This is a genomic window from Desulfacinum hydrothermale DSM 13146 (assembly GCF_900176285.1).
GTDB classification, from domain to species: Bacteria; Desulfobacterota; Syntrophobacteria; order Syntrophobacterales; family DSM-9756; genus Desulfacinum; species Desulfacinum hydrothermale.
This window is the reverse complement of sequence record NZ_FWXF01000005.1, coordinates 24,647-43,972: the sequence shown is the minus strand read 5'-3', so window position 1 is coordinate 43,972 and position 19,326 is coordinate 24,647. Positions and strand designations below refer to the sequence as shown.

Sequence of the window (19,326 nt, the reverse complement as noted above, 5' to 3'; positions counted from 1 at the left end):
CACGGACCGAAAGGAAAAGATCTGGACATGCGAGGATCGCTTCCCACGCGGGCGGTGGACGGGAACCATGCCACGGCCCCTGGCGGGTGTGGGGTGTCCCACTCCAACGGGAGGCAGTGGCGGGGACGCCGAGGCTCCAAAGGGGGCAGGCACCTGGAAGTGGCCGCAAAATGAGAGAAAAATTCAAGCGATGCAACCCAATTGCCGAAGCTATAAGGGGCGGGATCCGGACGCTTGGACATGGGGATGAGGAAATCCGATGCCGGCAGGAGGTGGCGAGTGAGGCACCTGAAGCAGAAAATGGGGGATATCCTGGTACGTGAGGGGCTGATCACAGAGGATCAGCTGCACCATGTTCTCCAGTTGCAAAAGAAACATCGGGCCTACATTCCCTTGGGCGAGCTGTGTGTCAAGTGCCGCTTTATCAGCCGATCCGACCTGAAACGCATCCTTCAAAAATATCGGATCGAGCTGCCCATGGGGGAAGTGCTGCTCAACATGAAGATTGTCACGCCGGAGCAGCTGGAGGAGGCCCTGGCGGTCCAGCGGAAAAGCCACAAGAAGCTGGGACAAATCTTGATCGAGCAAGGCGTCATCACGGAACGGGATCTGGTCAGCGTCCTCAGTATCCAGCTCGGCATTCCTCGGATCCTGCCCAACGTGGGGTTGGTGGACAAGAACCTTCTCAACGGCCTGAGCCCGGCCTTTTTGAGGAAGAATCTGGTTCTGCCCGCCTTCAAGGAAGACTCGGCGGTCACGGTCATCATGGCCGATCCCCTGGATGGGGAACTGATCCGCCACCTGGAACAGGTCTTTCGGTGCCGGGTGGAACCGGCCATCGCCACGTGGGACGAGATCCTGAAGACCATCAACCTGCAATACCACGAGCTGGAATTGGGGCCCCAGGTCCAGCCCGTCGAAAAGCCCCATCTGGTCATCGGTGAGAAGTCCTTGCTGGAGGCGGGTGCGGACAATGTGGTGGAGATCTTGAATTACGTCATCTCCAACGCCATCCTGGAAGGGGCCAGCGACATTCACATCGAGCCCATGGAAAACCGGGTCCGGGTGCGATACCGGATCGACGGGATCGTGCACCACCGGACGGATCTGCCCATCGCCCTGGCCCCGCGCCTCATCAGCCGTCTCAAGGCCCTGTGCGCTCTGGACATCGCCGAAAAGAAACGGCCCCAGGACGGACGGATCCAGGCCCGGGTTATGAACAAGGAGTTTGATCTTCGGGTTTCCACCTACGTCTCCATGCACGGAGAGACGGTGGTCATCCGCATTCTACCCCGCGAAAGCACCCTGATCGATCTGAACGCTCTGGGCTTCAATCCCGCCAATCTCCAAACGTACAAGGAAATCCTCGATTACCCCCAGGGGGTCATACTGGTCACCGGCCCCACCGGCAGCGGCAAGACCACGACCCTTTATGCCTCCATCAATTACCTGAACAGCATGGAACGGGTCATCATGACCGTGGAGGACCCCATCGAATACGCCATCGACGGGATCGTGCAAGGGGCGGTGGCTCCCCACTTGGGTCTGACCTATCTCGACTGCATCAAGGCCATGATGCGCCAGGATCCGGATGTGCTCATGGTGGGAGAAATCAGGGACCCCACGGCGGCCGAAGCCGTCATTCAGGCGTCCTTGACCGGGCACAAGGTGCTCACCACCTTCCACACGGACGACACGGCGGGTGCTCTGCTCCGGATGATGGATATGGGGATCGAAACGTTTCTCATCAGTTCCACGGTCGTCTCCGTCATCTCCCAGCGCCTGGTGCGGGTCCTGTGTCCCCATTGCAAGGTACCCTATGAGCCTGCAAAGGAAGAACTGGCCTTCTTTTCCACCATTGAACCCCTGGATCCCAAGCGGTATACCTTCTACGCGCCGGAGGGATGTCACCACTGTTACCACACGGGTTACAAAGGGAGGACGGCCGTCCACGAACTGCTTGTGGTCAACGAACCCGTTCGGGACGCCATCCTGGCTCGAAGCACGTCGGGCAAGATCCGCCGAATCGCCCGGGAACACACCCGTTTCGTGACCATGAGCGAGGATGCCTTCTACAAGGCGACCCTGGGAATCACCTCCATCGCTGAAATCATGCGGGTGATCTATCACGATGCCACCAAGGGACTGGCCAAACGATCCGCGGAAGAGGTGATCGCCCTGTGCGAGGGAGCGGATTGGAAAGGTTCGTCAAGGCAGGTTGCCGCCTGAGGGCCTGTCTGAGAACGTCCGGGCTGCTCCCTTCTTGTGCGAATGGAAGTTTGGGACTACCAAGGGGGCTTGTGCCGCCCACCTGGCCAGACCGCAGTAGGGGCGGCTTTCCCGCGGGATAGGATCCGGCGCCTGAGCGCAAAGGCCCTCTCCTTTCAAGGTCCGGAAAGGCTCTTGTGGAGCCGGTCGGGTGCCGTCTTCCGGGCGCGCTTCAGGGTGAGAATCACCACCTCCCCAGTGGTGCGAAAGCGCACCGGAGAGCCGGAGACGCCGGCACCCGAGCTGGTGTAGCCGGTCATGGATCCGCGGCGCCACATTCCCTGGCAGAGGGCGCGCGGAGAACGGCTGTGGGTAAAGACCGGGCCCACGAAGGGGACCTGGATCTGCCCCGCATGGGTGTGGCCGCACAGGTAGAGACGAGCCCCACGGCGGGCGGCCTCTTCGGCGATTTCAGGGGAATGGGCCAAAAGGATCACAAATGCGCCTGCCGGGATCCGGGACCAGGCCGCGTCCAGGTCGTCGCATCGGAAATAGTGGGGATCGTCCACGCCCGCGATCCAGATCGTCTCTTCCTCCCTCCGAACGGCCGCGGATTCGTTGATCAGGAATCGGACGGGTGTTTCCGCAAGGGCCGTGGCCATTTCCGGACAATCGTGATTTCCCAAAACGGCCAGGATCCCGTCGCGTGCCCGGACGGCGTTCAAGAGAAGGGCGAGCCGTCTCAGCGCTTCATCGGCGGGGCCGAAATTTTCCATCCGGTAGTCTCCGCCCAGAAGGCACAGGTCCACTTCCTCTTCCCGGACCATGGCCACGAGCCTTTCCACCAGTCCGTCCAGTCCGTCCAGATGCAGATCGCTCATAAACAGCAGGCTATAGCCGTCGAATGCGACCGGCAGATCCTCCAGTTCCAAGGTCAAATGCCTTTTTGTCACATTCACGGCATTGGCCTTTCCCGCTTCGTAGATTCCCAGGCCCCGGAAGACCGTGTTCATCACCAACCGGTACATGAGCACGTCTTCGAAGTGAAAAAGCTGCGGCCAGGGATTGGAGCGGATCTGGCAACTGGCCAATTCCCGGAGCCGCACCCGAGGCCGGATGCGCCGGGGATAGTCGTCGAAGGGTTTTTGCAGAAGAACCTGCTTCAGGAAATGGGATCCCACATAGGCGCCGACCACGAAGAAAGTCAGGGTCAGGAAGGTCCGTCCGGCTCCCAGGCCCGTGTGGGGGCTGAGAACCGCCATAGGCAGGAGCCCTTCAAAGACCTGATCCAGCACCGGGACGTTGCTGCCGCTGGGCAAGTTCAAGCGGCGCTTGAGGAAGCTCGATGCCATATCCCCGATCATGCTCAAGGCGGCGGCGGACAATCCCAGAAACCAGGGCCATCCCAGAAGCACGGAAACCCCGGTACCGGCAACCAGTGCCCCCGCCACACCCCGCCGGGTTTTGTTGGGGCCCAGAAGCGGTCTGCCGTCCCGGAACACGCGCCCGCCATCCACGGGGCGGGGCCACTGATCGGAAAAAAAATGGGACAGCAGCGGGGGGACCAGATTGATCAGCCACAAGAGAACAAGACACTTCAACGGGATCCACATGATGAGCTATAAGACCTCTTTGTCCAAGGCGCCCAAGCGCCGGGTGATGCAACCTGCCTGGAGGTGACCGGTGGCGGCTTCTCAAGCCCTTGTTTTTAGACTTACCAAATCCAACCGCTACAGCTTCCTGGCCCTTCTGGCCTCCCTGGAAGCACTTGCGGAACCACTCGATCATACACCCGTCTATTGGTTGGACTCCAGGGCAAAAGAGATGGTCATGAGCCAAGTGGAGCGCCTGCTGAGGAGCTATGAACGCCTCCTCCTTTGCTATTCCTTCATGACGCCCCAATGGCCTTCGGTGCGTGAAGAGCTCCATCTGCTGGCGGCTGCCCCATGGAGGGACCGGATCTTCCTGGCGGCCGGGGGGCCCCATCCGGCGGGGGACCCCAAAAGGACGCTGCAGTCCGGCTTCGACGCCGTCTGCCTGGGTGACGGAGAGGCCGTCTTCGGCGCCTTGGTGAGGGCATGGTTGCGGAAAGAATCCCTGCAAACGGTGGCGGGTTTGTACCTGGCCGGGCCCCAGGGGCCGGTGCACACCGGCCGTGCTCCCCGGGTTGACCTGGACCGGGTACCGGCCCTTCCCATCGGCCACGGCAAGTTCGGGCCCATCGAAATCACGAGGGGATGTCCCTACGGGTGCAAATACTGCCAGACGCCGCGGCTCAAAGGCAGGAGAGTGCGTCACCGGAGCTTGGAAAGGATCTTTCAGGCCGTGGAGGCCATGGTGGCGGCGGAGCGCACCGACATCCGTTTCATTTCCCCCAACGCTCTGGCCTACGGCTCTTCCGACGGCCTCGTCTGGAATGGAGAGGCCGTGGAGGCCTTGCTGTCTGGGATTCGCAAGAGGCTGCCGCCCCACGGGCGCATCTTTTTCGGGACCTTTCCTTCCGAGGTGCGCCCCGAGTTTGTCCATGGCCGAGCGCTGGAGACGATCGCCCGCTATTGCGACAATCGACAGCTCGTCATGGGGGCCCAGAGCGGAGATGCCCGCATGCTCGAGCGCATGGGCCGGGGCCACGGCCTCCGGGAGGTGCGACAGGCGTGCCGCGCCATGGCGTCCCAGGGGTTTCAGCCCATTGTGGACTTCATCCTGGGCCTTCCCGGCGAGAGCGAGCAGGGCATGCACCGGTCCGTGGACTTCATGGAGGAACTGGTGGATGCGGGCGCCCGAATCCATGCGCACGCCTTCGTTCCCCTGCCCGGTTCCCCTTGGGCCGGCGCTTCACCTGAGCGCATACCGGAAGGCGTTCGGCAGCGCTTGGAACGCCTCATCTCGCATGGTAAGCTTTTCGGCCAATGGAAGGCTCAGGAAGAGATGGGAAAGGGTGCTTCACGGGCTTCCGTGCAGTGCAACTGAGGACCGATCATCGGCGTGCAAGACAAAGGAGGTACCGATGCAGGTGCTGGTGCTTTACTACTCCAAAGGCGGAAATACCCGAAAACTGGCCGAATACATGGCGGAAGGCGTGGCATCCGTGGAAGGCGTTCAGGCGCTGGTGCGTTCCACGCAGGAAGTGACCAAGGACGATTTTGTGAAGTCAGCGGGTGTCATCGCCGGTTCTCCCGTTTACTTCGGGGTCATGGCCACGGATCTCAAGCGTGTTTTTGACGATTTCGTGGGAGTTCGCAAGAAGATGGAAAACAAGGTGGGAGCCGCTTTCGCCACCTCGGGTGATCCCACCGGGGGCAAGGAGACCACGATCCTGTCCATCCTGCAATGTTTTCTCATCTACGGGATGATCGTGGTCGGAGATCCCCTGTCGGCCACGGGCCACTATGGCGTGGCCTGCGTGGGAGCTCCGGACGAAAAGACAGCGGAAAACGCCCGGAAACTTGGCCGCCGTGTGGCGGAACTGTGCCTGAAGCTGGCCTGAGGCTGTGCGATGGCCTTGCAGCAGTAGGGGCGGGTTCCGAACCCGCCCCTATTCGAGGCTGTCCCCAAAGCCCCAACGGGCCACAGGCCACAGTGGAATGTCAACTCGTTAGGAATGCAAAGAAGGGTACAACGTCCCGTTTTCGGCCAGACTGCTAAGGCAGCCGAATCTTGGGGGCGCGCCCGTCTTCCATGGCGCCGGCGTCGGGAGCCCGGTAAAGCACCACGTTGTGCCCCAGGAGTTGTACGAAGTGGGCTCCGACCCGCCGGGCCAGTTGCCGGGCCTGCTCCTTTTTCGGGCCTTCCTCACTGGAAAGATCCGCCCACTTGACCTTGATCAGCTCATGGTGAAGGAGCTGCTTTCGAATCTCGGAGATCACGCCCGGGGTGATGCCTTCTTGGCCGATGCGGGCCACGGGACGGAGTTTGTGGGCCAAGGATTTCAGATGCCCTCTCTGCTTGCCGCTCAGTTCACCGGAAGGAAGCGGGGTCCAATCCAACTCGGAAAGATCCACCCCCTCCTGCCACCACGGTCCTTTACGAGGTCTGGGGTCCTGTTTCATCGCCATCACGTACCCTTCTTCTTCCGCCCGGAAAGGCCGGGGGTTCAACACAAAAAAAGACCCGGCTTCCCAAGGAAGCCGGATCCGATCCACGCCCGTCCTTATTACCCTATTCCAGGTAAGGCTTCAAGGTTTCCTGCTTGCTGGGATGGCGCAGCTTGCGCAACGCCTTCTTTTCGATCTGTCGGATCCTTTCCTTGGACACCTTGAAGTTCTTGCCGATCTTTTCAAGGGTTTCGCCCGGCCGGCCGTTGAGTCCGAACCGGAGGCGCAGGATCTTTTCCTCGCGGGGCTGAAGGCTGGCCAGCAGCTCCCGGGTGAGCTCCGCCAGTTCATGGGCCTCACAGCCTTCCACGGGGGACTCGGATTCCTCGTCTTCGATGAAGTCGCACAAGCGCTGTTCGTCTTCTCCCACCGGCATTTCCAGCGACAGGGGCTGGCTGACCAGGTTGAGCACCATCTCCACCTTCTCTTCCGGGATGTTGGCCCGCTGACTGATTTCCTCCGGCGTCGGCTCGCGGCCCAGTTCCTTCACCAGCTCGTGGAACACCTTGAAGAAAAGGTTCTTGAGCTCGATGAAGTGCACCGGCAGTCGAATGGTCCGGGTCTTGTCGTAGATGCCCCGAATGATGCTCTGGCGCACCCACCAGGTGGCGTAGGTGCTGAAGCGGTTGCCTTTGGTGTGGTCGTAGCGGCCCACCGCCTTCATGAGCCCCAGATTGCCTTCCTGGATCAGGTCGTCGAAACTCATGCCCCGCCCGCGGTATTTTTTGGCGATGCTCAGAACGAGGCGCAGATTGGCCTTCACCATGTGGTGTTTGGCCTCATCGATGCGGGCCATGATCTGGTCACACTCTTCCCGCAGCCGGACGAACAGAGGCTCTTCCGGATGATCGTTGCACGCTTGGCGCAAGGTTCGGGAAATGACCTTCAGGATCTTGTCCCGCACCCCGGGGAAGCTCTTTTCCTGGGATAGGAGTGTGTCCACCTTGGCTTTCAGGTCCTGGAGCACGGGATGAGCTGTTGCGTGCTCCTCCACAAGGCGCACCAGGGCGTCCTGGCCGTCGCGGATGCGCTTGGCCAGCTCGATCTCCATCTCCGGTGTCAGCAGGGGATAAGCGGACACTTCTTTCAAGTAACAGGTCACATGGTCCTCATCGAAATCATCCACGGGATCCTCACTTGTGCGGTCCACATCTTTCAGCGACTCCGCCGATTCGTCGGATCCTGTCAGGGTCCGGGAGTCACGTTCCTTTTTCAGGTCGTTTTGATGCTCATCCACCGGATCATCCTCATCCAATTGATCTTGAGCCATGTCATCGGCCAATCCCAGGCTTCCCATGTCCAGGAGGCGCTCGAAACTTTCCTCCAGCTCACTTTCGGGGTAACACTTTTGGAAAGGATCATAGTCGTCCGAACGGTATCCTTTCATGATGACCCCTCCTCATGGGGAGACCCTAGGCCCTCTATGTCTCAATGTTCGTCACAATCGGATCACCACACCTCCCTTTTGGAATCTCCACAAGTGACAGGTCTCCCTCGGTCCTATGGTGTCTCCGAACACCTCCTTTAAGAAACCTAAGATTCGTTGACCGCCGGGTCAATGCGACGTCTTGGCGCGGATCAGGCCGTCGTCTGAGGATGGAAGAGATTCCCACCGGTGGTGGAGTGGTCGAAAGGGCGCGTTGAGTGAAGAAACGAGCGAGTTGAGAAGGAGTGGGCTGTCGTCATTCAGATACGAATTTCGACAACATCACCGTCGTGGAGCACGTAATCCTTTTGGACCATCTGTCCGTCAAAGACTTGCGTCCCCCATATTCTAGCAAACTTGAGCTTGTGGACAAAGTCTTTGTGAATTTTTTCCGCAAGATCCTGCAAGGTGCTTCCCTGCGCGAGGACGAAGGGCGCACTCCGATCCGGCTCCTTGCCGGGGGCTTTGGTATAAACCCGAATAATCCGGCAGACTTGAAAAGTGCGCTCCAACAGCTCGTGCAGTCCGTATCCGGAACGGGTGGAAACGGGCAGGCAGGGCAGAGGGCATTCCGCCAGCTCCACGAAGGCCTGGAAGTCTTCTCGGTCTCTTTCCGTATCCACCTTGTTTGCCGCCACCAGGGCTTTCTTGATGCAAGGTTTTTTGGGTAGATCGTCGGGAATGGGACATCCTTCCGGGTAGATACGCAGTCGAGCCAGGACGTCCAGGGTTTCTTCCAACTGGCCCAGGGGATCCGCCTGGAGGTCCACCAGCAAGAGCATCAGGTCACTTCTGCGGATCAGGTCGGCCATCCAGGGGTCCACGTAGCTGGCATTGATCGGGGGGGTGTCGATAAACTGGAACTGAATGTTTTCGTACGGCACCATCCCCGGGGTGGGCTTCCAGGTGCTATGGGGGAAATCGGCCACTTCCGGCTCCGCGTTGCTCAAGGCCGCCACCAGGGAGGATTTGCCCGTGTTGGGCGCCCCCGTGACCACCACCTGGGCGGCGCCTTCCTTGTCGATCTGGTAGGCGGTTCCCTGCTTGCCGCCGCCCTTTTTTTGTTGCGCCTGGGATTTGAATTTGGCGATCTTTCGTCGCAGATCGGCCCGGAGTTTATCGGTGCCCTTGTGTTTGGGCATGATGGTGAGCATTTCCTCGAGGGCTTCGATCTTGGCCTCGGGGGTCTTGGCTTCGCGGTAGCGCTTTTCCGCTTCGAAGTACGGAGGGGGCAGGTTGGCCGGCATAGTCCTCGTCTCCCTTTTTGTCGAGCGGATGGCGGTTTGGAAAGGGTAAGGAAGTTGTCTTTTCTTGTCAATTCAAGCAAAAGCGGATAGAGACCGGGGCGATGGGTTTTGCGTCGAAGGCGGAAAACGGTTGGAAAGGGGGCCGGCTTCCAAAAAGGTGGGCGCTTCAGTTCCCATGGTCATTCCTGGGCCGGCCCCCATGGGGAAGAGAGAAGGGAGGCTGTTTGGATGAAATGCCCGCAATGCGGCGAAAGGCTCGATTGGATCCGCCGGTGACGCCGGCACCTGTGGCGTTGCAGGTCGTGCAGGCGCGATTACCGTTTGGAAGAGCTCCACGAGCGCATGGATGAGGAACTGGAAGAGCAACTGGGTTGGATCCGGGCCGACAGGCTGTAGAAGCCTGTCCAGAAACGCCCAGGCTGTTGCCTTCGTGTGCGGACGGTGGGCTGGGGCCACTAGGTGTGCCCGTGCCGCCGGCTTGACGTTTCAGCAGGAGGGGCGGATTTCAAACCCGCCCCACCAAGGCTTTCTGAGAATTCAAAAAGCTCCACGGGGCCGGTGGAATGTCAACGGGTCAGAAAGCCACCAAAGAGCGGGAGGCCATTGGGGCACAAGCTCCTGGGACCGCCCGCCTGGTTCGTCCAGCCCCCGCTAACTCAACTTTTCTCGGATGATGGCCCGCGCCCTTTCCAGGGCCTCTTCCAGCTTTTCCGGCCGGCTTCCGCCCGCCTGAGCCATATCCGGCCGGCCGCCGCCGCTTCCGCCCACCACCTGAGCCACCTCCTTGACGATCTCTCCCGCATGGATCCTCGGTGTCAGGTCCTTGGTCACACCCACCAGCAGGAAGACCTTGGCGTCGTGGGCGGCTCCCAGCACCACCACGCCGCAGGAAATGCGCTCCTTGAATCGGTCGTTTATCTCGCGCAGTGCCTTGGGGTTGGTGGCTTGGACCCGGCTCACAAGCACCTGGACCCCCCCGATCTCTTGCGCCCGATCCAGAAGGTCGGCCGACTTTTGAGCGGTGAGGGAGGCCTTGAGGGCTTCCAGCTCCTTTTCCAGATCCTTGTTGTGGCTGAGGAGCCGTTGGACCTTGTCGGGGACTTCCTCCGGGAGGGACTTGAGGCGGCGGGCCGCCGTGGAAAGGGTTTCCCTTTGCTTTTGCCAGTAGGCCAGGGCATGACGGCCCGTCATGGCTTCGATGCGGCGCACCCCGGCCGCCACGCTGGTTTCCTGTACGATGACGAAGGTGCCGATATCTCCGGTGCGCTGCGTGTGGGTGCCGCCGCACAGTTCCTTGCTGAAATCCAGGATTTCCACGAGCCGTACCGTGTCCCCGTATTTTTCTTCGAACAGGGCCACCGCGCCCGATCGCACGGCCTCCTCGAAGCCCATGATCTTCACCTGGAGCGGTCGGTTTTCCCGAATGGCTTGATTGACGCGGCGTTCGATCTCCCGCAGCTCTTCTTCCGTCGGGGCCGCAAAGTGGGTGAAGTCGAAGCGGAATCGTTCGGGGGCCACCAGGGACCCGGACTGCTTCACATGGTCGCCCAGCACATCGCGCAGAACCCGATGCAGGATGTGGGTGGCGGTGTGGTTGAGCGCCGTGTCGTTACGACTTTGAGCGTCCACGCGCAGCGTCACGGACTCTCCCGTGGTCAGGGAGCCTTTTTCCAGCCGGGCCACGTGCACCCAAATGTCGCCCGGGAGGCGAAGGGTATCCGTGATGACGGCTTCGCCTTGCGGACCTTCCAACCGCCCTGTGTCGCCCACCTGTCCGCCGGCTTCCCCGTAGAAGGGAGTCCGATCCACCACCACCTCCACCTCGGATCCGGCGGCGGCGCTTTCCACCAGGTTCCCGCCCCGGACCAGGGCCAGAACCCGCGCTTGGGCTTCCAGTTGCTCGTAGCCCACAAATTCCGTTCGCACCCCCTGCGAGGCCAGGCTTCGATAGGCTTTGCTGATCTCCCTTTCGCCGCTTCCCTTCCAGTGTTTGCGGGATTGTTCCCGCTGCTTCTCCATCCTGTCCTCGAAGCCGGCCTCGTCCACCTGCATGCCCATCTTCCGGGCCATGTCGGTCACGATGTCGATGGGAAATCCGTAGGTGTCGTAGAGCTTGAAGATGAGCTCGCCCGGAACGGTGTGGGATCCTTCGTCGCGAAGGCGGTTCATCTCGTTTTGGAGCAACCGCAGACCGTGGTCCAGGGTCTCGCTGAAACGCTCTTCCTCGTGCAAGATGACCTTGGTGATATAGCTCTTGTTTTCCAGAAGCTCCGGATAGGTATCGGCCATGGATTCCATGACGGCCACCACCACCTGGTGGAGGAACGGGCGGTCGAGGCCGAGGAAGCGTCCGTGGCGCAGGGCGCGGCGGATGACGCGCCTCAGCACGTAGCCCCTTCCCTCGTTGCTGGGCAGCACGCCGTCGCCGATGAGAAAGGCGGCGGCCCGGCCGTGATCGGCGATCACCCGGAAAGAGGCATCCTTTTCGGGGTCGGTTCCGTAGCGGAGTCCCGAAAGGGCCCCGATGGCCTCCATCATGGGCGCGAACAGGTCCGTATCGTAGTTGGACGGGACCTTTTGGATCACGGCGGCGATCCGCTCCAGACCCATACCGGTGTCGATGCTGGGCTTGGGCAGCGGGTGCAACACGCCGTCTTCGGTCCGGTTGAACTGCATGAAGACCAGATTCCACAGTTCCAGGTAGCGGTCGCAATCGCACCCGGGACGGCAGTCGGGCCGGCCGCAGCCCATCGCCTCACCCTGGTCGATGAGGATCTCGGAACAGGGACCGCAGGGGCCCGTGTCTCCCATGGCCCAGAAGTTGTCCTTGGTGGGGAACTTGAGGATTCTTCCCTCCGGCAGGAACCTTTTCCAGAACCCTTCCGCCTCCTGGTCCGGCCCCAAGTTCATGGCCGCATCCCCTTCGTGGATCGTGGCGTAGAGCTTGTCCTGGGGCAGACCCATGTGTTCGGTCAGGAATTCCCAGGCGAACTGAATGGCTTCTTCCTTGAAATAGTCGCCGAAGGAAAAGTTGCCCAGCATTTCGAAAAAGGTGTGATGGCGGGCGGTGTATCCCACGTTTTCCAGGTCGTTGTGCTTGCCCCCGGCGCGCATGCATTTCTGGCTGGTGGTGGCGCGGGTGTAGGGTCGTTTCTCTTCCCCGAGAAAGCATCTTTTGAACTGGTTCATGCCCGCGTTGGTGAACAGAAGCGTGGGATCGTCGTGTGGGATGAGCGACGAGCTCTTGACGATGGCATGGCCGTGTTCCTGGAAGTATTCCAAAAACTTCTTGCGGATCTCGCGTGCTTTCATCTGGGGGCTCTCCTCTGCGGATACGATGTTGTCGGCGCCTGTGCCGGTTGTGGGGTTAGGAGCCGGCGGCTTCGGTTTCATGGAGCGTGGGAAGGGAATGGCGTTCGCGAACCCTGTTTTCAATCTCCTGCAACAGGTCGGTGTGTTCCCGAAGGAAACTTTTGACGTTCTCCCGTCCCTGGCCCAGGCGTTCGCCGCTGTACGAATACCACGTGCCGGACTTTTCCACGATGTTGGCGGCCACGGCCAGGTCCAGCAGGTCTCCCTCCTTGGAGATTCCACGCCCGTAGACCACGTCGAACTCGGCTTCCTTGAAGGGAGGAGCGATCTTGTTCTTGACCACCTTGACCCGGGTGCGGTTGCCTACCACCTCCTGGCCTTCCTTGATGGGCCCGATCCGGCGGATGTCCAGGCGCTGGGTGGCATAGAACTTGAGCGCGTTGCCGCCCGTGGTCGTTTCGGGTGATCCGTACATGGTCCCGATCTTCATGCGGATCTGGTTGATGAAGATGACGCAGGTCTGGGACTTGCTGATGGTGGAGGTGAGCTTGCGCAGGGCCTGGCTCATGAGCCGGGCCTGCAGGCCCACGTGGGGATCGCCCATCTCCCCTTCGATTTCCGCCTTGGGGACCAGAGCGGCCACCGAATCCACGACGATCACATCGATGGCGTTGCTGCGCACCAGGATCTCGGCGATCTCCAAGGCCTGCTCGCCGTAATCGGGCTGGCTGATCAGCAGATCGTCCACATTGACACCCAGTTTTCGGGCGTAATGGACATCCAAGGCATGCTCGGCGTCGATGAAGGCCGCCAGCCCGCCCTTCTTCTGTGCTTCAGCGATCACATGGAGGGCCAAGGTCGTCTTGCCGGACGATTCCGGCCCGTAGATCTCCACAATGCGGCCGCGGGGCACTCCGCCGATTCCCAGGGCCAGGTCCAGGGACAGGCATCCTGTGGAGATGACGGGAATTTCCACGGCATGGGACGCCTCGCCCAACCTCATGATGGATCCCTTGCCGCATTGCCGCTCAATCTGCGCCATGGCCACATCGATGGCCTTCTGACGGTCGTTGGGTGCCGTCATGCACGGTCCTCCTGCCTAATGCTCAGATGTTCAGATCGTTGTGCCGGTGCTCCCCAGGGGAATGCGATGAAGAGGGGTGTAGCGGGCACCGTCCGGCTTCAAATCGCTTTTATACAATACCACCTGGGACACGTCAAAAGCTACGCCCTCGAAGGATTGTCCCGCTAGGAGCGCCTGCTGCAATCCCTTCAGGTTTCGACTTCCCTTGACCCGGCCGATGGTCAGATGGGCCCGGAAAGGCCGGTCTTCCGGCGGAAAGCCCAGGGGGGCCAAAGCGCCTTCCACCTTCTTCTGAAGCGCTTTCAATGCCTCCAGGTCTCCCCGGACGCCCACCCAGACCACCCGCATCTTCTTGATGGACGGAAAGGCGCCGCATCCCGCGGGCTGGAGCGCAAAAGGGGGCAGATCGGAAACGGCCTGGGACAGGGCCTGGGCCATGGAGCCGATGCGTTCAGAAGGCACGTTTCCCAGGAATTTGAGGGTGAGGTGGATGCGCTCTACGGGAATCCACCGCACGGGATAATCCCCTTGCCGGAGGGGGGCCGCGAAGGCCTCCAGGGATTGCTGCACCGGTTCGGGCAGATCCAGGGCCACAAAGGTTCGGATCATGACGTGAGCCTCCTCCACAACAGGGTCAGCGCCGCATGGGCGGACTGCTGTTGGATCCGTTCCCGACTTCCGTGGAAGAGGCACCTTTTGACCAGGGTCTGATCCCCGGCGGAGCATCCCACGAAGACGGTTCCCACGGGCTTTTTGGGGCTTCCTCCGGTGGGGCCGGCGATGCCGGTGACGGCCAGGGCCGCTTCCACCCCCGTCTTTTCCCGGGCGCCCTCGGCCATGGCCCGGCAAACGGCATGGCTCACCGCCCCGTGGGCTTCCAGAAGTTCCGCCGGAACGCCCAACAGCTCCACCTTGGCTCGGTTGCTATAGGTCACGTAGCCCCGCTCGAAGTATTCGGAAGCTCCCGGAACGCTTGTGATCCTCTGGGCCAGCAAGCCCCCCGTGCACGATTCGGCCACGGCCAACCCCCAGCCTTTCTGCCTCAGGAGACGACCGACCACCACCTCCAGGGACTCGTCGTCCCGGCCGCTGATGTGTTTCCTTCCGAGCAAGGCCGTCACCTGGGCTTCCGCCTTGTCCAAGGCCTCATCCACTTCCGCTTGGCTTTGGCCCACGGCCAGGAGCGTCACCCAGTTTTCCCCCACCTGGGGAAGATAACCCAGCGCCACCCCCGTTTCTTGCCAATCGAACCGGCAAAGTCGTTGGTTGATCTCCGTCTCCATCATCTCCTGGACCCGGAGGATGCGCTTTCCAATGGCGGGTCTTTTGGGAAATCGGCGCATCAGGTCCGGAAGCACGATCTCATCCAGAAGGATTTCCATCTCGTGGGGAACCCCCGGCAGGAAGTAGCACGGCACCTGGTGGTGTTCCAGGAGGAAGCCGGCTATGGGTTGGCCCGGTGCCATTTGGGTGGCTCCCTGGGGCAGTTCGGCGAGCCGATGGACGTGCTGGTTCCAGGTCCTTCCCGCGGATCGGAGGCGTCCTTGGAGCCGCCGCAAGTCCTCTTCTTGGACTTCCAGGGGCCGGGAAAAGGCCCGGGCCACCGCATGCTTGGTGCGGTCGTCGTCCGTGGGGCCCAGTCCTCCCGTGACGATCAAAAAGGCGGATACGGGCAGGAGCTGGTGCAGGGCCGCCGCAATGGCGTCTTCCTGGTCTTCCACCGTGATCACCCGTTCCAAGCGGAATCCATGGGCCCGCAAGGTGACGGCGATGTGGTGGGCGTTGGTGTTGAGGATGTCGCCCAGCAGGATTTCATCGCCGATGGTCAATAGGGATCCCCCCACATACGGGGCCTTCTTTCCGGCCATCTGTCCTCCTCGGTCAGCCGATGCTGTCAATGCCTCCGCTCTCCTTGGCCCATTACCTGCGTCACGCATCCCCCGCCCGGGCCAGGCGCTTGGCCTCCTCATAGACGCGCAGGATGGAAACGTTGTTTTCCCGAGCCGCCCGTTTGCAGTCCTCGTATTCCGGTTGGATCCGGATCGATCCGTCCGGCGCACGGGCCTCCTTGACGGTTACGGGCCCCCAGGCAGTGGCCACCCGGAAGGTGCGGCGTGGCAGTTCCGCGCGTTCCACCGTGTGCCAGCGCACGCCCAGGGTGGAAGTGTCCGAAAAGAGGCGGCGAAGGATGGTGTCCTTCCTTTCGGGTTCCGCCAGAACGCGCACCAGCACGGCCGGCCGGTTCTTCTTCATGTGCATGGGAACCAGGCAAACATCCAGGGCGCCGTCCCGCAGGCAGCCTTCCAGGAGATGGTCGTAGAATTCGGGGTTCATGTCGTCGATGTGGGTTTCCAGAAGAAGCAGCGGCCGGGAGGAAAAATCCTCCGCCGTCCGACCCACCATCAGGCGCAGCACGTTGGGTGGGTTCGGCTCCGGATGACGACCCACGCCGTAGCCCACCTTTTCCAGGGTCATGGCGGGAATCGGACCGAAGGCGCGGCAGATGGTACTGAGGATGGCGGCCCCGGTGGGGGTGACGAGCTCCCGTTCCGCACGGCCGGAACGGATCGGCACCCCTTCCAGCAAGGCCACGGTGGCCGGCGACGGAAGGGGCAGGCGGCCGTGGGAACACTCCACGAAGCCGTGGCCCAGGGGAAGGGGCGAGGCCACGATCTCTTCGATGGCAAGATGTTCCAGGCCCAGGGCCGCTCCCACGATGTCCACCAGGGTGTCCACGGCTCCCACCTCGTGGAAGTGGACCTGGTCCGGGTCCATGCCATGCACCCGGGCCTCCGCCTCCGCCAGCCGCCTCAGGATGCGCAGGGACGTTTCCTTGATCGTGTCCGGCAGTTCCGATCGCTGCAGGAGGGATTTCAGGTCCCGGTAATGCCGGTGCGGCTGGGATTCCGTCTCCAGCACCACCAACCGGGTGCCCGTGATGGCTCCTCGGGACTCCCGACATGTTTTCAGGTCCCATCCCGGAAGGTTGAGCGCCCGCAGGCCGCTTTCCAATTTCCGTTTCGGAAATCCGGCATCCAGCAGGGCTCCCAGGATCATGTCCCCGCTGACGCCGGAAAAGGCGTCAAAATAGGCAATGCGCATGGGTTCAATGGGCCTCCGGTGGGAACGCTTTCTTGAGGGCCTGGTCCAGGTGATCCACGGCTACGAAGGTTACCTTCCTCTGGATGTGGGACGGCAGTTCCCGAACGTCGCTCAGATTGTTCCGGGGGATGAGAACCTGCTTCACGTTGTTTCGAGCCGCCGCCAGCGCCTTTTCCCTGAAGCCGCCCACCGCCAAGACGTCGCCCAAAAGGGAGATCTCTCCCGTCATGGCCACCGCGGGCGGCAGGGGTTTTTGGAGTAGAGCGGACACCAGGGACAAGCAGAGGGCCATGCCCGCCGAAGGGCCGTCCTTGGGGATGGCCCCCGCCGGCACATGGATGTGGATATCCGTCTTTTCGTGGAAGTCCGGTTCCAAACCCAGCGCCCGGTGACGGGTTCGAATGAACGTGAGCGCCGCCCGGGCGGATTCCTTCATCACTTGACCCAAGTGGCCCGTGAGGATCAGTTCCCCCTTGCCCGGCATGATCGCCGTTTCCACGCGCAGCACCTCGCCCCCGTGGGGCGTCCAGGCCAGAGCCATGGCCAGACCCGGAACGGCCGGCTCTGCCGTCGCGGGATTCTTCGCCTGGGGCGGCCCCAGCAGCTGTGTCAGGTGGGGCCGTGTGATCCGAAAGGGAGGCGTTCCTCCTTCCGCCAGCCGGCGGGCCACCTTGCGGCACAGGGTGGCCAGGGTCCGTTCCAGCTGCCGCACGCCCGATTCCCGCGTGTAGGATCGCACGATCTCCATCAGGGCCGGTCCGCTCAGTTCCAGCTGGTGGGGTTCCAGGCCGCTTTCCTGGATCTGGCGCGGCAGCAGATAGTCGGAGGCGATGGTCATCTTCTCCTTTTCCGTATATCCCGATAGGTAGAGGACTTCCATGCGGTCCACCAGGGCCGGGGGAACCCTTTCCAGGCTGTTGGCCGTGGCGATGAACAGCACGCGGGACAAGTCGAAGGGCACGTTCAGGTAGTGATCCGAAAAGGTGCTGTTCTGTTCGGGGTCCAACACTTCCAGGAGGGCCGCGGCGGGATCTCCCCGGGCCTCGGTGCCGATCTTGTCGATTTCATCCAGCATGAAGACCGGATTGTTGGTTCCGGCCGTGCGCAGTCCCTGGATGATCCGGCCGGGCAGGGCGCCGAGATAGGTGCGGCGGTGGCCCCGAATCTCCGCTTCATCCCGAATGCCGCCCAGCGAGATGCGCACAAACCGGCGGTCCATGGCCTTGGCGATGGATCGGCCCAGGGATGTTTTGCCCACGCCGGGCGGCCCCACCAGGCAGAGGATGGCCCCCTTCACCCGCCCTTTCAGGCTGCACATGCCCAGGAAATCCAGGATCCTTTCCTTGACCTTTTCCATGTTGTGGTGGTCGGCGTCCAGCACGGCGGCCGCTTGCTTCAGATCCAGCCGGTCGGCGGTGCTGCGGTTCCAGGGCATGGCAAGGAGCCAATCCAGATAGGTGCGCACCACGGCCGCTTCGGCCGCGTCCGCCTGCATCATGGCCAGCCGATCCAGTTCGCGCAGGGCCTCCCGGTGCGCCTCGGGAGGCATGTGGGCCGCCTCGATCTTGTCCCGGTATTGGGCGATTTCTCTTTCTTCGTCCCATTCGCCCAGTTCCCGGCGGATGGCGGCCAGCTGTTCGCGCAGGTACCGTTCCCGCTGGCGGCGCACAAGGGCGTTTTGAGCCTCCGATTCGATCTCCACCTTCACTTCGGCCTTTTGCAACTCCTCGTCCAGCAGGGCCATGACCCGGTGAAGCCGGGTCACGGGATCCGGCAGAGCCATCAGATCGCAGCATTGTTGCGGGTTCAGGTGAAGATTGAAGGCCAGAAGGTCCGCCAGGCGCCCCGGGGTACCGGCCCCCTGGACAACCGCGTCGGCGTCCGCGGAGTTCATGCCGCGCAGCATGAACAGCTTGATCCCCATGGCGCGGGCACGTTGCATGAGTTCCAGGGTCGCGGCGTCCGGGCGCTCCTCGATTTCCACCAGGGGCTCCACCCGGACCAGGACGCTGGGAGCGGTTCGCAGTACCTGGCGCACCCGGCCCTTGGCGATGCCCTGGACCAGGATCTTGAGCCTTCCGTCCCCCAGGGGGGAGCTGTTGAGGATGAGGGCCACACATCCCAGGGTGCCCTCGGCCACCGCCTCGTCGGAGGTGAGGCACGAGCCGGTGGCGGGACAGGTGGCGAGAAAAAGGTAGTTGCCCAGGCTCTGGGCCTGCTCCACCGCCGCCCTTTCCATGCCGTCCGAGATGAACATGGGCAGGATCATGGTGGGAAAAAGCATCATGTGGCGCAGTGGCAGCAAAGGTAGGTCTTCGGGCCAATAGGCTGTGGTCATGGCGTGTCTCATCACCCTCCGGCTTCCCCCATAGCAACGGGGTCATGGGTTGTCAATACGGGACGGCCTCCGGTCCGCGTCCCCGGTCGCTGAGCACAATGGACACCGTGTGTTCGTAGGGGCACGGCGCGCCGTGCCCCTACGTGCCCCTTCCTAAAGCCCCACGGTGTGATGTGTGGGTACGGATCAGCCCGGTGGAACTCCGCGCCCGCCGGGGATTCCGGGCAAACGGACGACTTGACAGAAGCCCTGGCCGATGGTAGGAACATCTGCACTCAGCATCGTCCGCGCGCGGAGGGATGGCCGAGTGGTTTAAGGCGGCGGTCTTGAAAACCGTTGGCCGGTTAGCAGCCGGCCCGTGGGTTCGAATCCTACTCCCTCCGCCAAGAGATTTGTCCAGTGGAGAGATGGCCGAGTCGGCTGAAGGCGCTCGCCTGCTAAGCGAGTGTACTCCGAAAGGGGTACCGAGGGTTCGAATCCCTCTCTCTCCGCCATCGCGTCCAGCAAGACCCCGC

13 protein-coding genes and 2 tRNA genes are annotated in these 19,326 nt (G+C 62.0%); 5 read left to right on the top strand and 10 right to left on the bottom strand.

Going from position 1 to position 19,326, the window contains the following annotated elements; translation table 11 throughout:
• The first annotated feature begins 279 nt into the window (after positions 1 to 279).
• Complete coding sequence (locus B9A12_RS06050; protein WP_170920382.1) at positions 280 to 2,229, top strand: GspE/PulE family protein; 1,950 nt, start codon at positions 280 to 282, stop codon at positions 2,227 to 2,229.
• 155 nt (positions 2,230 to 2,384) lie between these two features.
• Here B9A12_RS06050 and B9A12_RS06045 read toward each other — a convergent pair whose 3' ends face one another.
• Positions 2,385 to 3,821: a CDP-archaeol synthase gene (locus tag B9A12_RS06045; protein WP_084056991.1), complete on the bottom strand. Its 1,437-nt coding sequence runs from the start codon at positions 3,819 to 3,821 to the stop codon at positions 2,385 to 2,387.
• 70 nt (positions 3,822 to 3,891) lie between these two features.
• On the opposite strand from B9A12_RS06045, the gene B9A12_RS06040 reads away from it, so the two are divergent.
• Both B9A12_RS06040 and B9A12_RS06035 read left to right on the top strand, forming a co-directional pair.
• The gene (locus B9A12_RS06040; RefSeq protein WP_084056990.1) at positions 3,892 to 5,178 is read left to right on the top strand and encodes a TIGR04013 family B12-binding domain/radical SAM domain-containing protein; all 1,287 of its coding nucleotides are present in this window, start codon (positions 3,892 to 3,894) and stop codon (positions 5,176 to 5,178) included.
• Between the two features lie 37 nt (positions 5,179 to 5,215).
• Positions 5,216 to 5,695, top strand: coding sequence for a flavodoxin family protein (locus tag B9A12_RS06035; RefSeq protein ID WP_084056989.1), 480 nt, complete (start codon positions 5,216 to 5,218; stop codon positions 5,693 to 5,695).
• Between the two features lie 154 nt (positions 5,696 to 5,849).
• On the opposite strand, the gene yhbY is transcribed toward B9A12_RS06035, so the two are convergent.
• The 9 genes from yhbY to lon all read right to left on the bottom strand — a co-directional run bounded on the left by yhbY (position 5,850) and on the right by lon (position 18,811).
• On the bottom strand, positions 5,850 to 6,164 hold the full coding sequence (gene yhbY, locus B9A12_RS06030; RefSeq protein WP_342752482.1) for a ribosome assembly RNA-binding protein YhbY: 315 nt from the start codon (positions 6,162 to 6,164) through the stop codon (positions 5,850 to 5,852).
• 202 nt (positions 6,165 to 6,366) lie between these two features.
• Complete coding sequence (locus tag B9A12_RS06025; protein ID WP_084056988.1) at positions 6,367 to 7,689, bottom strand: sigma-70 family RNA polymerase sigma factor; 1,323 nt, start codon at positions 7,687 to 7,689, stop codon at positions 6,367 to 6,369.
• 299 nt (positions 7,690 to 7,988) lie between these two features.
• Entirely contained in the window at positions 7,989 to 8,975 is a 987-nt protein-coding gene (locus B9A12_RS06020; protein ID WP_084056987.1) for a TGS domain-containing protein, read from the bottom strand.
• A gap of 651 nt (positions 8,976 to 9,626) precedes the next feature.
• A complete protein-coding gene (alaS, locus tag B9A12_RS06015) occupies positions 9,627 to 12,287 on the bottom strand; it encodes an alanine--tRNA ligase (protein ID WP_084056986.1) in 2,661 nt (886 codons plus the stop codon).
• Between the two features lie 55 nt (positions 12,288 to 12,342).
• Positions 12,343 to 13,371 (bottom strand): recombinase RecA, encoded by a 1,029-nt coding sequence (gene recA, locus B9A12_RS06010; RefSeq protein WP_084056985.1) that lies wholly within the window; start codon positions 13,369 to 13,371, stop codon positions 12,343 to 12,345.
• Between the two features lie 30 nt (positions 13,372 to 13,401).
• A complete protein-coding gene (gene thpR, locus B9A12_RS06005) occupies positions 13,402 to 13,980 on the bottom strand; it encodes an RNA 2',3'-cyclic phosphodiesterase (RefSeq protein ID WP_084056984.1) in 579 nt (192 codons plus the stop codon).
• A complete protein-coding gene (locus B9A12_RS06000; RefSeq protein WP_170920381.1) occupies positions 13,977 to 15,239 on the bottom strand; it encodes a CinA family nicotinamide mononucleotide deamidase-related protein in 1,263 nt (420 codons plus the stop codon). Before B9A12_RS06000 ends, thpR begins: the two co-directional genes overlap by 4 nt.
• 61 nt (positions 15,240 to 15,300) lie before the next feature.
• On the bottom strand, positions 15,301 to 16,473 hold the full coding sequence (gene larC, locus B9A12_RS05995) for a nickel pincer cofactor biosynthesis protein LarC (protein WP_084056982.1): 1,173 nt from the start codon (positions 16,471 to 16,473) through the stop codon (positions 15,301 to 15,303).
• A 4-nt stretch (positions 16,474 to 16,477) separates the two neighbouring features.
• On the bottom strand, positions 16,478 to 18,811 hold the full coding sequence (lon, locus tag B9A12_RS05990; RefSeq protein WP_212636841.1) for an endopeptidase La: 2,334 nt from the start codon (positions 18,809 to 18,811) through the stop codon (positions 16,478 to 16,480).
• Between the two features lie 293 nt (positions 18,812 to 19,104).
• On the opposite strand from lon, the gene B9A12_RS05985 reads away from it, so the two are divergent.
• Both B9A12_RS05985 and B9A12_RS05980 read left to right on the top strand, forming a co-directional pair.
• A tRNA-Ser gene (locus B9A12_RS05985) sits at positions 19,105 to 19,197 on the top strand.
• Between the two features lie 15 nt (positions 19,198 to 19,212).
• Positions 19,213 to 19,305: transfer RNA gene (locus B9A12_RS05980), tRNA-Ser, on the top strand.
• Positions 19,306 to 19,326 lie beyond the last annotated feature (21 nt).

Coding starts and splice junctions, on each gene's coding strand:
- lon (WP_212636841.1), bottom strand. CDS start 18,811: ATGACCACAGCCTATTGGCCCGAAGACCTACCTTTGCTGCCACTGCGC.
- B9A12_RS06020 (WP_084056987.1), bottom strand. CDS start 8,975: ATGCCGGCCAACCTGCCCCCTCCGTACTTCGAAGCGGAAAAGCGCTAC.
- alaS (WP_084056986.1), bottom strand. CDS start 12,287: ATGAAAGCACGCGAGATCCGCAAGAAGTTTTTGGAATACTTCCAGGAA.
- B9A12_RS06035 (WP_084056989.1), top strand. CDS start 5,216: ATGCAGGTGCTGGTGCTTTACTACTCCAAAGGCGGAAATACCCGAAAA.
- B9A12_RS06045 (WP_084056991.1), bottom strand. CDS start 3,821: ATGTGGATCCCGTTGAAGTGTCTTGTTCTCTTGTGGCTGATCAATCTG.
- B9A12_RS06000 (WP_170920381.1), bottom strand. CDS start 15,239: ATGGCCGGAAAGAAGGCCCCGTATGTGGGGGGATCCCTATTGACCATC.
- B9A12_RS06025 (WP_084056988.1), bottom strand. CDS start 7,689: ATGAAAGGATACCGTTCGGACGACTATGATCCTTTCCAAAAGTGTTAC.
- larC (WP_084056982.1), bottom strand. CDS start 16,473: ATGCGCATTGCCTATTTTGACGCCTTTTCCGGCGTCAGCGGGGACATG.
- recA (WP_084056985.1), bottom strand. CDS start 13,371: ATGACGGCACCCAACGACCGTCAGAAGGCCATCGATGTGGCCATGGCG.
- thpR (WP_084056984.1), bottom strand. CDS start 13,980: ATGATCCGAACCTTTGTGGCCCTGGATCTGCCCGAACCGGTGCAGCAA.